A 12,227-nucleotide genomic window follows, 5' to 3' on the forward strand; every position below is an offset into this window, starting at 1 on the left:
TTAATACTCCACTTCCCTTTTTCTCAGAAGTTTTACCTGAACGAAAGAGATCAGCAATATAGCCAGAAATAACACGAACGATATGGCTGTACCGTAACCTTGCCGGGATCCGAGGAATCCTGCCCAGTATATATAGTAAGATATCGTTTCGGAAGCAAATCCCGGACCTCCCTGGGTTAAAATGAGTGCCGGCTCGAAGGTATTCAATCCCCACGCTACTGAAATAATCGCATTCACGGTGAAAGCCGGCGCGACCAAAGGAAATGTGATATGCCTGAATGCCTGAAAAGCCCCGGCGCCGTCAATATAGCTCGACTCGTACAAAGAAGATGGGATGGTTTGCAAAGCTGCCATGTAGATTACCAGATAAAAACCGATAAAGGCCCATATATTAATTCCTGCCATCGTGAAAATGACGAGACTCGGCGAACCCAGCCAGTCGACAGCCAAAAATCCGAGCCCGATTTTTTCCAGTATGATGTTAATAACGCCTTCCCGGTAATTCAGCATGTAATTCCAAATCACGGCTACTATCACGTAACTGATGATGTATGGGAAAAAATAAAGCCCCCGTAGAACACGTTTGATTTGCGGGATTTTTGATTTTTCCAAGAATACGGCTAACAGCAATGCAACAAAATTAAAGAAAAAAACTTGTATAAAAGTGATGACTAACGTATTCCAGATTGAATTATAAAATCTTCTATCGGTAAATACCTCTTTATAGTTTTGCAATCCCACAAAATGGATTTCCGAGCTGATTCCATTCCATGAAGTGAAGCTGTAGAGAAACCCCAAAACGGCTGGAATAGCAAAAAATAACGAGTAAAGAACCAATGAGGTGCCATAAAAAGTAAATGAGGTTAAATGATATTTAAAGGTTGCTTTTTTTCGTGTGTTCACCCTTATTCCTCCAAGCCATTGGAAATGGATACTGCAATCGAATGCGAGGATCCGACTGCAATATCGCAATCCTTAACTTACTTCTTTTTCATTTGTTGCACGCCTTTATCCCATTGCTCATCAAATAGATTCATCAATTGATCGAGATTATCGTTGCCTGCAGCGAGCTCTTGGACGATCTTTTCCGACATTTCTCTGGCGCCTTGAGGCCAAATGTTATCTCCTTGGGCTGCATGAGCATGAGCTACGGTTCCGTGCTTGTCCATTGCCGCCCTAATCTCTGCGACCATTTTGGCCGCTGTCGGATTCTCCATAGCCGGTTTATAATTTTCGAAACCTTTAACGGTCGGCATCACAGCGTTAGCATTTAAAAATTGCTCGTAAATTTCTTTGGAATAGAAAAACTTCAAGAAGTCCGCGACTGCCTGCAATTTTTCACCGCTTGCATTTTTGTTGATCACCCACATGTTGTCTCTGTAAGTATTGATTTTTCTAGTCTCAGCTTTATCTTGCGGTGGAGTCAGATACCCGATTTCAAAGCCGGCTTTCAGCTCCCCCGTATTTACTTCCGCAGCGTTATAAATTCCGCCATTGGCCATAATCGCTACTTTGCCGGAAAAAAATAACCCTTTGACCTGATCGGCAGTTGCACTTAAAGCGCCTTTCTGCCAGTATGGCATCGATTCCTTCAATTGTTCCAGAGCTCTCCTGGTAACGGGATTGTTAAACTTTACTTTTCCTTCCGTTCTTAGCTTCGGCCAGTTCGGTTCGGGACCATACGTAGCAGGCGCCCACAGGAAAGCAAAATGTCCTGCAATAAAGAATCCGCTTTTTACAGACATGCCTATCGGTTCGATGCCGATCGCCTGTATTTTTTTGCATGCCGCGATAAATTCGTCCCAAGTTTCCGGCAGCTTTTCAATACCGGCTTTTTTGAAAATTTCTTTATTGTACCACATGCCTAACGCTCCTTGATGCTGCGGCATTGTATACAGTTTGCCGTTGATCCGGCCAAACTCCGGATCGATCAAGGTATTCTGCAGATCTTGCGGAATTTCTTGAATGACGTCGGCATCGATCAACAGTGCCGGCTGAAAAACTTTGGCTACATCCGGAAATTCGCCGGCTGCCAATTTGGTTTTGTAAAATTGCTCGGGCGAATCGGATGCCGGTATATTTTCTAAAACCAGGTTATACTTGGGATATTTTTCAGCAAATTTTTGTTCGAACATCTTCCAAAATTGTTTCGAAGGCAGGGTGTTGAACCCGTCTGTCACATGAATTTTGATTTTTTCTTTGTCTCCTTTTCGTTCATTCGTGTTTGGTTGTCCGGTTAATCCCGAATTACCGCAACCGGCAACAAGCAAGCCTAAGCACAAGACGATCAATAACGTAAATACGAGTGGACGTGTTTTCATGTTCATTCTGCTCCCCCAAAATAAGTAGTTGGAAAAACCATCAAACTGAACAACAGATGATTGACTTCCTCCTCCATCACAGATTAGAATTGAATCTACTCTTAGATTATAAATACCGAATTGTAACTATTTCCACCGTATTTATTTGAGATATACTGGACTTATTAAACCCGGGGGATATCGATTATGTTTTCCAGATTGTACAGGAAACACTTTGAACGATTTATTTTCCGCAAATTGATATTTGCTATAGGCCTGTCTTTGCTTATGCTCTTTTCGGTACTGGGGTTTGTTACATATCACAGCTTTTATTTGCTTCTGGAGGAGAAAGAACAGGAGTTATTGGTTGCACGTACAGACAACGCAAGAGATTTGCTCCATGAAAGTGTTGTTCAATTTAAAAGGGAGAATATTTCTCTCTATCCATCCAACCCCCAATTGATCGGGATTAATCAGTACTTCTTGCCAAATAACGTTCCCGGTCCCGGGGAAGAAAAAAAACATATGCTCGAATCGATTTATTTTTCCGATTTGATCGAAACTATGTTAAAGCGTAATCCCGGAGCATTGGGATATGTGCTATACCGTCTGGAAGACGAGCAAATTTTTGCAGGTTCAAAAGGCGACGATCAATTTAATCCCCAAATGGATTTCCACTCGTTTTTTTCACATTTTCCCAAAAGCTATTCTTTTCCGTTTATAGGTTTGAAAGAAGGTATTTTTAAAGATCAAGCTTCATCGAATATTTATGTAATCAGCCCTATTATGGATTTGGATCATATCGATAAGAATGATGTATTGGGATATTTTATGATGATTTTGGACAATGCGTCGATTTTTCATACATTCCATGAAGATCCGACCTTGGATTATCGACTTGATTTAAAAAAACAAAATTGGACGATGCTGGACAGCTCGCTATCCGATCGGATGGACGAGCAGGAGCAAACGGGGTTTCTGGTTCATCAAGCGAAAACTCCGGATTATAACGATTACCAGTTTCAGGTCACCGGTTATAAAAATAAAAATGCGATACGCGCGCGTCTGAATACTGTTACCTTCGTCTCCATTCTCATTTTGGGAACGGTATGGTGCATTTCACTGATTTCCATTTATTTGATTCAAAAAATAGTGGTCACCCGCATACACAAGCTTACCCGGCATTTCAAAAAAGTGCAGACGGATCCTTTTACCGGACCGGTGGAAGTAGGAGGCAAAGACGAAATTTCGGACCTTGCAGCCCGATTTAATCAAATGACAGCGGAGCTGCAAAAATATATCGACAAAGTTTACATCGCGGATATTCAAAAGCGCAACGCGGAATATTACGCTTTGAAGATGCAGATTAACCCCCATTTTTTGTACAACACCTTGGAATCATTACGAATGTATGCGATTGCTCGCCAGCAGCCTTTTTTAAGCAATAAATTATACTCGCTCGGCCGCCTGTACCGCTGGCTTCTAAAATCGGACAACGACCTGATCCCTATTGAGGAAGAAATCACTCATACGGAGTATTATCTGGAGCTATTGATGTTAGGGAAATCGAATCCGATTGAGCTTAGGGTGGACAGCAAATTGGATGTGGCTGAGTACAAGGTGCTTAAATTTATTTTGCAGCCCATCATTGAAAATGCGATTATTCACGGAAAACTGGAAAATGTCGAAAATCCGTTCATTCGCCTGACCATTTACCGGCAAGACCATCTGGTCATTGAAATATATAACAACGGACTTCGCTTGTCCGAAGATGAGCAGGCGAGCTTGCAAAAAAAATTGCAGACATCCGAACATTTCCATAACGACCATCTGGGATTGAAAAATATACATGAGAGAATCAAATCTTATTTTGGTCATGATTATGGCTTGCAAGTCGAGCCGGTGTTTTCCGAAAACGGTTTTTGTGTGTCTTTGAGACTTCCGGCAGTTAAAACAAAAAGGCAGGTGCAATCAAGATGATCAAACTTCTGATAGCAGAAGATGACGGATTAATCAGGGAAGGTTTGAAGTGCATTATTGATTGGCATGAGCTTGGCATCGAAATTGCAGCGGAGGCTCGGAATGGGTTAGAGGCATTGGATCTATTCCGCGAAACCGATCCGCATATCGTGTTAACCGATATTCGAATGCCGCACAATGACGGACTGGAGTTGATAGAAAATATTCGGGCCGGGAATTCCGGCACGAAAATCGTCGTTATCAGCGGATACGATGATTATCAGTATGTTCGTCAGGCTATGAAATATCAAGTCGAAGACTACCTGCTTAAGCCTATAGATCCGGAAGAATTAAAGGAAATCATGAAGACATGCTGCCAACAAATTGAAAACGACTTCATACGCGATCAAATGAACAGAGAATCTTTTCAACTGTTAAAAAATAACGTATTTCTTCGCTGGGTTGAAAATCGCATCGATCCGAATCAATTGAGGGAGAAGCTTGATCTGCTTAAAATCGATTTTATGAACGCCGACTTTTACCAAGTATGCGTCATCACCTGGCATCAGCCTCAAGAGGGGACTCTTTCCGCCGAGGAAATCAATTTCCGCTCTTTTGCAATCCTAAACATTATGGAAGAACATCTGGACAAGCTGCAAAGAGGGTATGCCTTCCTGAACAACGACAGGCATATTGTGTGCATATTGGGAGGGTACGGCGAACAAGAGCATTTGTTTGTCGAGCAAAACTACAATTTATTGAATCAGCTATGCATGCAGTATTCCTCCATGCTCAAATCACCATGGTATTGCACTCTTGGAAAATTGCGCACACAAATTCATCATGTTCATTTCTCTTATCAAGATGCATTGTCTTTACAAGATTATATGAATTACTCGGACTTTGCTGTATGCCTGGACGAACAACATATGCAGCTCGTTTATCCTTTCCCTGAAGAGGAGTTTCCCAGCTTATCATGCCGTGATTCTATTCTTCATGCCGTTCTGGCTGGAAACAGAGAAATTTGGAACGACTTCATCGAACGGGATTTTCGTTGGGTTCAAACGCAACCGAAGCCGTTGGCAGCCGGCAAATATATCGCTATGGAATGGTTAGTCTGGATAAAGCAAAATGTCAGAAACGGGAAAATACCGGATATGAAACCGTTTATGAAAGTACGGCATGTTGCAGATATCGTAAACTGCGGCTCCGCTCAAGAGCTGAAAGGGATCATTTATAATGTATTAATCCAGGCGGAAGAAATCTGCCAAGGACAACTGAAGAGCCCTAAAATGACAATCATCGATCAAATCAAACAATATGTTTTGGAGCATTATGATCAACAGCTATCCGTACAGATATTAGCCGACGAATTTCATTTGAATAACATCTATCTTGGACGGTTGTTTAAGGAGCAAACCGGGGAATATTTTAGTGATTACCTCAATAAGATTCGAATCAACAAGGCAAAAGAGTTATTGGAGACTACGTATTTGAAAGCCGCAGATATCGCCGTCCGTGTCGGTTTTTTGGATCCGAATTATTTTTACAGGAAATTCAAGCAAATTACAGGAGTATCGCCAATAGTATACAGAAATATGAACAAATAGCGAACGTCTACAATGTCCTTTCCCGGGCTCGAATTAAAGTTCTGAAGCCCCTCAAGCTTCTCCACTGGAATTATGACAACTTTAAACGTCTTTGATCCGTAATAGCAACTCTTTGAGACTGTCGATTAAAAGAAGGGAACAGGCTTTGGAGATGACTTCGAAGCTCAAACACGTTTTATTAAAAAACTCGCCCTTAAGCCATTCTCCAAGCCTTTATCCCTATTAATCGACAGTCTCTCTTTCAACATTAAAATACATCGAATCGATATATACTGTATATCGATTCGATGTATTTTACAATAAAACCATCAGGATGCTGATTCCGGCCAAAAAAGATGACCAAGTACTGGAGAGCTTCGTTCTTGCGAAACAGATGAGGCCAGATGAATGTCCCATTATTTCATGAGCGATAGGATGCGCGGTCGCGGACGCGCATAAATAATGCGGCCCATGCCGCAGCGAACAAAAGCAGCAGTGCGGCGCATGCTCCATACAGCCCGACGAGCCCGATCCTATCGAGCAGCGCGAAGCCGAGCAGCGGGCCGATCGCGGCTCCGACATCGACGACCGTCGTGTAGGTCGTCATGTAAGCGACGCGCGATGGGCCTGTCGCTTCATCGGCCGCCAGCGCGTCGGAGAGCGTGACGATTGCGGTGTTCGCCAGCTGCGCGAGCAGCAGCAGCGCGAGCCAAGCCGCAAACGGCAGCTTCAGCGGCAGCAGCGCCAGAGCCGCGGCCGCGACGACGAGCGAGGCGGCGTAAAGCGGCTTCCGGCCGAGCGGGCCGTCGGACCATGCGCCGATCCGCGGCGACAAATATGGCGACCAGGCCCAGCGCACGGCCTGGACGATGCCGGCGGCAGAGGCGGCGCCGAGCGTGACGCCGAGCAGCGTTATCGTGCCGTTCGGCCCCGGCAGATGAGCCTCGATGACGGCGCTCAGCGTGGCAAGATAGGCGCCGTAGAACACGATCGCCATGCCGGTACCCGAGGCCAGTACGAGCCATGCGGAAGGGCGCATGGCCATCAAGCCTTCCGTCCAGCTCCGGCTTCGGCTGCCTTTGCCTTGGTTGTATTGGACGGGAGCGGCGGCTGCGGACGCGGCGTTACGGCTTCCGCCGTCAGCTTTCATGGCGGAGACGGCGTCCTGGCTTCCCGCATTTGGAGCGGGAACGTCCGGGGCACCTGCTCCGGCAGCTCCGCGTTGGTCTTCACGGCCGCCGGTACCGCTTGGTCCGGGTCCGGCTGAAGACCCTTGTACAGAGGCGCCAGGGTCGCGGTTACCGGTTGCGCCGGGAACGTATTTCCAGGCATATGGAATGCCGGCAATACTGACGGCGCCGAGCAGCAGCGCGACCGGGCGGGCGCCGATCGCGTCCGCGAGCAAGCCGCCGGCGAGCATGCCGATCAGGCTGCCGAAGGCGATGATGCCGTTGTAGCTGCCGAGCAGCTTCCCGCGGTTATGGCCGGTCGAGGTTTCCAGCACCGTCAAATATCCGCCGATGCGCAGCAGCGACCAGGCGGCCCCCCACAGGGCTCTCGCCACCAGCAGCGCCGCAAAGCCGGATAAGCAGCCGTAGCCGATCGTGGTCAGACAGGCCAGCACAACGGCCAGCATAACGCCGGCGCGCTTGCTTATCCGGCTGTACAGCCAGCCCATCAGCGGATTGAGCGGCAGCCTGACGAAGCGGTTAATGGACAACAGAAATCCGACCTGCCACAGCGAGTCCAGACCGAATTGCCGCCAATATAAAGGAAGCACGATATAGTACATGGAGTCGCCGAGCAGACAAATAGCCGTTACCCAAGCCAATATGCGGACCTGCTTGCCTCCGTCCGATGGGGATAAGCCGGGTTCGGTAGTTGAGGTTGTGGCCATAAGCTGCAGCCTCCTTGGCGGATTTGTCATTTTCATTTTATTGTAGCTGGAAAAAGGGGAATAAAAAGTGTAATCTGAAAACATACATTTTCCCCTTTTGGCCTGGGCCGTTTGGGCGGCTCGTCCAAACGGTCCAGGCTCCCGTCAGGCGGCGCGGCCCCGCACCGCGGCGCCTTTTGGATGGAGCCGCTCGAACATGACAGTTTGCCTGCCGGACAACCTGACATTCGTTGGCAGCACGCCCTGATTGCACGCTAACAGCCCAATTCCAGACAGAAAGGAGCATCCATCCATGCAGCTGCTTGAACATTACGCGCGGCTTTACAGCGAATTGAAGCAGGGGCGTCCTCATCTGCAGCGGCGGGAAGAGATCGAGGTCACCGTCTCGCGTATTGCGGCTTGTTTGTTTTGTACGGAGCGTAACGCCAAGCTGCTCATTCGGGCGATGCGCGAGCGCGGTTGGATTGCCTGGTCGCCGGGCCGCGGCCGCGGCAACCAGTCCCGGCTGACGCTGCTGGCAGAGCCGGACGAGCTGCTGCTGGAGCAAGCGTCCGTCCGGCTGGCCGACAACCGCATCCAGGAAACGGTCGCACTGCTTGACACCGCATGGCTGACGGCGCAGGGACGCGAAAGACTGCTGCTCGCGCTGCAGCAGTCTTTCGGTTATGTGCGCATGGCGGCAGGCGCCGGTACACAGGGACGGCAGCAGCATATCATGCGTTTCCCGTCCTATCGTTTGCCGGGCTTGCTGGACCCGGCGTACGCCATGCGCCGTACCGAGCTTCATTTCATACGGCAATTATTCGATACTTTAATTGAATATGACAGCGACCGGGAGCGGTATGCTCCAGGACTTGCCCATCATTGGGAAACGGATCGCCATGCCGAAGTTTGGCGCTTTTATTTACAAAAGCACGTGAGGTTCCATCATGATGCGCCCTTCACCGCAGAAGATGTCAAGTATACGCTTGACCGACTGCGAAGCAGTTCCTGCCCGTCGCCGTATCGTGAGCTCTATTCCGGTATCCGGGAGGTCATGCCGATTGATGAGCATATTGTGGACATCAGACTGTTTGCCGGACAGCGTCATATGCCGGCATTGCTGGCTTCGACAGCCGCCAGCATCATCCCGCATGAGAGGGCTCACGCGTCCGCCCTCGAATCGTCCCTGCCCTTAGGGACGGGGCCGTTCCGGCTTACGTACCGCGACGAAAGGCAGCTGGTGCTGGAAAGCAATCCATTCTATTACAGACGGCCCGCTCATGTGGACCGGATTGAGATGTGGTATATACCCGAAGTGTACGAGGAGCAGTTCGCAAGGTCCGGTGAGCCGGATCAGGAAGGCGAGGGAATGAACTTCAAGCATTACGGGGCGACGCCCGAGGACAGGCAAACGTGGGAGCTTGCGGCAAGCACGGATCGCGGCTGCAAATATGTGCTGCTGAACCGTGCCGCAGGGGGACTGCTGGAGCAGCCGGGGCTGCGGCGCATTGTTAGCCGGGTGATCCGCGCCAACGATGCGGCGAAGCGGCTGGGCGGCAACCGGGGGGAACTGGCAGACTGCTTTATTAACGGCTTGTCCGGCTTCGCAGCTCCGGAGCCCGATGCCGCCCTTGATCCGCCGTCGGAATCGAACGGCGCCGCCGCCCCCGACTCGCCGCTGCTGCGGCTTGTCACCTATGCCGGCGCCGGACACGAGCGCGATGCCGACTGGCTGCGGCAGGCGCTTGAAGCGCATCGCATCCGGCTGGAGATCCGGCTCGTGCCTTACGAGCAGCTGAGCGATCCGGCCGTGCTGTCGCAGGCCGATCTGCTGCTGCTGGAACAGCCGGTGGACGCCGACGCAGAGTGGACGATGCGGGCCATCCTCGGCAGCGGACAATGCCCGCTGCGCCACTGCCTGCCCGCGGACCGGCTGCCTGAGCTGGACCGCCGGCTGGCCGAGCTGGCGGATGTGCCGTCGCGTGAAACGCGCTTGCGGGAGCTTGTCCGGCTGGAGCGCGAGCTGCTCGACCAAACGGTCATTTTATGGTACCGCTGGCGTCAGACCGCATCATTCCCGCCTCAGCTCCGCGACGTCAGGATCAGCGCCTTCGGCTGGGTCGATTATAAGCGGATGTGGTTTGCCCATGACACGTGACTCCGGCCGGGCGGAAGGCGGATCATACCGCCGGCGCCCGGCCGGTCCCGCAAATTTACGGTTTGGATTGTCGGTCCGCGTCGGAAGAGTCGGAGTCGCTTTTTCCGTTGAACAGCGTTTCCGTCACCGACTTCAGCTTATCCATGACTTTGCCGTAGCCGAAGCCGACGAGAAACGCGATTCCGATTTTGGCAAGCACGGAATTGCCGGTCTGCAGCAGCATGACGCCGCTCTCGAATAAAATAATGGTCATGACCGCCGCTCCGGCGCAATTGATCGGCCTCAGCAAATACCACAGAACCCACCGTTCCGTTAAACTATCGTAAAATTGATGAAACAGCCGCATCGCATATAATGTGCCCCCGATCGCTCCCGCCGCACCGTAATAAATATAATCCTTGAGCAGCACCAGATCGATCCCTAACGCGTGTTCGAACAAGCCGCTGCTGATTGCGGCCATCAGCCAGAAGCAGCCTGTGAACCAAAGGATCAAGTAAGCCAATACGCTCAGCTTGTACAGACGCTCTTTACCCGGCATGACACCACCGCCCCCGAATGAAATATCGTCATTTCATAGTATGTGGCAAAGGAGTTAAGCGTGCAGGCAGCAAAAAGAGGACAAAGCAAGCGGCCCGAACCATCTCGCTTCATCCTCTTGGCATAGAACCATGCTGTTACAGCTTATGAGCTTGTTTTCGTTTTGATGTATAGCATTTGCGGCAAACCGGCAAATAGCTTTCATTGCCGCCGATCTGAATTTGCTCGCCTTCAAATACAGGCTGCCCGTCCGAGCAGCGCATGTTCATAATCGCTTTTTGATCGCAATACCAGCAGACCGTCTTAATCTCTTCGATTTTGTCCGCGATCGCGAGCAGGTGATAGCTTCCTTCGAACAGGTTGCCAAGAAAATCGGCCCGAAGACCGTAAGCGATTACGGGAATGTTTAAAGTGTCGACGATTTCCGTCAATTGCCGAACCTGCTCCTTGTTCAAAAACTGCGATTCATCTATTAAAATGCAGTTCGGCTTTTTGGCCGCCGCCAGCTCGATCATGTTCGTATGGTCGTCGATAATGATCGCTTTCTTTTGCATGCCGATTCGCGATGCCACCGTACCGACCCCATGACGGTTGTCGACGGATGGGGTAAACAGCAGCACCTTTTTGCCCTGCTCCTCATAGTTATGCGCGGTCCGCAGCACTTCGATCGACTTGCCGCTGTTCATCGTGCCGTACCGGAAATATAGTTTAGCCACTGGGTAGACAGTCCTCTCTGCTGAAATATGTCATCCTATCATAGCACAAGGACGCACTCTTTGCGTATAGACCCTTGATCGCTTTGCGGGAATCTCCGGCGATTCCGGTCTGCCGGACCGCCGGATGCGGCCTGTTTCGCTGTGCGGGGATGCAGGGAAGCGGCATGTCTGCCCCGTTTCGCTCCGATGACGCTTTACGGTTTTTCCGGTGAGGAACGCTCGCGCCAAAATAAGCAGACTCCTTCCTTGGTGGGCTGGCAGCTGATCTCGTACCAGCGCTTTGCTTTCTCGTCAAAGTGGTGATGGCGAATAAGGCTTTTTTCTTCCATGGCGCGCTGAATGACGGAATAGAGCGGGGTGGCGGTCAATTTCGGGAACGATTTCCAAATATTTTGACCTAGTAATTCCTCGCGTCTGCGGTTTAAAACGGGCTCGGATGCTTTGTTCGCGTAGCTGATTTCACCGTTCGCTTTGACCAGCATGAGCGCAAACGGGATGGACTCCAATAGCGCGCTCATCGTATGGACGGCGGTTTGAGAAGTGGCTTCGAGCTTTTTCCTGTCATCGATATTTTGCGTCAGCATAAGCAGATAGCTGGGCTCGCCGTGTTCATCACGCAGCAAAGTCGCATAAACAAAGCACCAAACCGGTTCGCCGGACGGCTTCAGAAACCGCTGTTCGGCTTGAAACGAGGGGATGGCGCCGGCTGCCAGCTGACTGGACAGATGCATGCAGCGCAGCAGCTCGTCGGGATGGACGAGGGCCGATAAGTTGACTTGCCGCATCTGCGTCTCATCGCAGTCGAGCATGCTCCTGAAAGCGGGATTCACCTCGAGAAAACGGCATTCCAGACTCAGTATTGCCGCTCCGAAGAGCGGTTGGGTAAACCATTGACAAGTCAGTACATGCAACCAATGCGCCGATGTGTCGGCTTTGAGCAGGTTCAATATACGGGTCGAGCCGGAAGAGTCATCCATATACCTAATTCCTTCCATGGGAGGGTTACATCATGCGGGGTGTGTCGGTTGTCGCCGGAAATCGTCGATTCTCAATAATTTCTACAAGAAACGACAATTTCCCTCCGGAGCT

General features: G+C 50.2%; 9 protein-coding genes. 3 read left to right on the forward strand and 6 right to left on the reverse strand.

The genetic code is table 11. The features are described 5' to 3' along the window. Both E1757_RS36635 and E1757_RS25960 read right to left on the reverse strand, forming a co-directional pair. On the reverse strand, positions 1–903 hold the full coding sequence (locus E1757_RS36635; protein ID WP_165972295.1) for an ABC transporter permease subunit: 903 nt from the start codon (positions 901–903) through the stop codon (positions 1–3). Positions 904–980: 77 nt separating this feature from the next. Further along, complete coding sequence (locus tag E1757_RS25960; RefSeq protein WP_165972296.1) at positions 981–2,321, reverse strand: ABC transporter substrate-binding protein; 1,341 nt, start codon at positions 2,319–2,321, stop codon at positions 981–983. A 504-nt stretch (positions 2,322–2,825) separates the two neighbouring features. On the opposite strand from E1757_RS25960, the gene E1757_RS25965 reads away from it, so the two are divergent. Next, positions 2,826–4,280, forward strand: a complete 1,455-nt coding sequence (locus tag E1757_RS25965) for a sensor histidine kinase (protein WP_165972297.1) — start codon at positions 2,826–2,828, stop codon at positions 4,278–4,280. After that, positions 4,277–5,869 carry a response regulator transcription factor gene (locus E1757_RS25970; protein ID WP_133233666.1) on the forward strand — a complete coding sequence of 531 codons (1,593 nt, stop codon included), beginning with the start codon at positions 4,277–4,279 and terminating at the stop codon, positions 5,867–5,869. The genes E1757_RS25965 and E1757_RS25970 overlap by 4 nt, the downstream gene beginning before the upstream one ends. 400 nt (positions 5,870–6,269) lie before the next feature. Here E1757_RS25970 and E1757_RS25975 read toward each other — a convergent pair whose 3' ends face one another. Then, a complete protein-coding gene (locus E1757_RS25975) occupies positions 6,270–7,745 on the reverse strand; it encodes an MFS transporter (protein WP_165972298.1) in 1,476 nt (491 codons plus the stop codon). A gap of 292 nt (positions 7,746–8,037) precedes the next feature. On the opposite strand from E1757_RS25975, the gene E1757_RS25980 reads away from it, so the two are divergent. After that, entirely contained in the window at positions 8,038–9,885 is a 1,848-nt protein-coding gene (locus tag E1757_RS25980; RefSeq protein ID WP_133233670.1) for an ABC transporter substrate-binding protein, read from the forward strand. Between the two features lie 55 nt (positions 9,886–9,940). Here the strand turns inward: E1757_RS25980 and E1757_RS25985 are convergent, their stop codons facing one another. From E1757_RS25985 to E1757_RS25995, 3 genes are all read right to left on the reverse strand, one after another. Further along, positions 9,941–10,423 carry a hypothetical protein gene (locus E1757_RS25985; RefSeq protein ID WP_133233672.1) on the reverse strand — a complete coding sequence of 161 codons (483 nt, stop codon included), beginning with the start codon at positions 10,421–10,423 and terminating at the stop codon, positions 9,941–9,943. A 136-nt stretch (positions 10,424–10,559) separates the two neighbouring features. Continuing rightward, a complete protein-coding gene (locus E1757_RS25990) occupies positions 10,560–11,138 on the reverse strand; it encodes a thymidine kinase (protein WP_133233674.1) in 579 nt (192 codons plus the stop codon). A 194-nt stretch (positions 11,139–11,332) separates the two neighbouring features. Beyond that, entirely contained in the window at positions 11,333–12,115 is a 783-nt protein-coding gene (locus E1757_RS25995) for a PAS domain-containing protein (RefSeq protein ID WP_165972299.1), read from the reverse strand. Between the last annotated feature and the right edge of the window lie 112 nt (positions 12,116–12,227).

The sequence above is a fragment of the Paenibacillus piri genome, from assembly GCF_004354045.1.
Taxonomy (GTDB): Bacteria; Bacillota; Bacilli; order Paenibacillales; family NBRC-103111; genus Paenibacillus_S; species Paenibacillus_S piri.

Excerpts from the sequence above, each read along its gene's own strand:
- E1757_RS25960 (WP_165972296.1), bottom strand. The coding sequence starts at position 2,321 with ATGAAAACACGTCCACTCGTATTTACGTTATTGATCGTCTTGTGCTTA.
- E1757_RS25965 (WP_165972297.1), top strand. The coding sequence starts at position 2,826 with ATGCTCGAATCGATTTATTTTTCCGATTTGATCGAAACTATGTTAAAG.
- E1757_RS25970 (WP_133233666.1), top strand. The coding sequence starts at position 4,277 with ATGATCAAACTTCTGATAGCAGAAGATGACGGATTAATCAGGGAAGGT.
- E1757_RS25975 (WP_165972298.1), bottom strand. The coding sequence starts at position 7,745 with ATGGCCACAACCTCAACTACCGAACCCGGCTTATCCCCATCGGACGGA.
- E1757_RS25980 (WP_133233670.1), top strand. The coding sequence starts at position 8,038 with ATGCAGCTGCTTGAACATTACGCGCGGCTTTACAGCGAATTGAAGCAG.
- E1757_RS25985 (WP_133233672.1), bottom strand. The coding sequence starts at position 10,423 with ATGCCGGGTAAAGAGCGTCTGTACAAGCTGAGCGTATTGGCTTACTTG.
- E1757_RS25995 (WP_165972299.1), bottom strand. The coding sequence starts at position 12,115 with ATGGATGACTCTTCCGGCTCGACCCGTATATTGAACCTGCTCAAAGCC.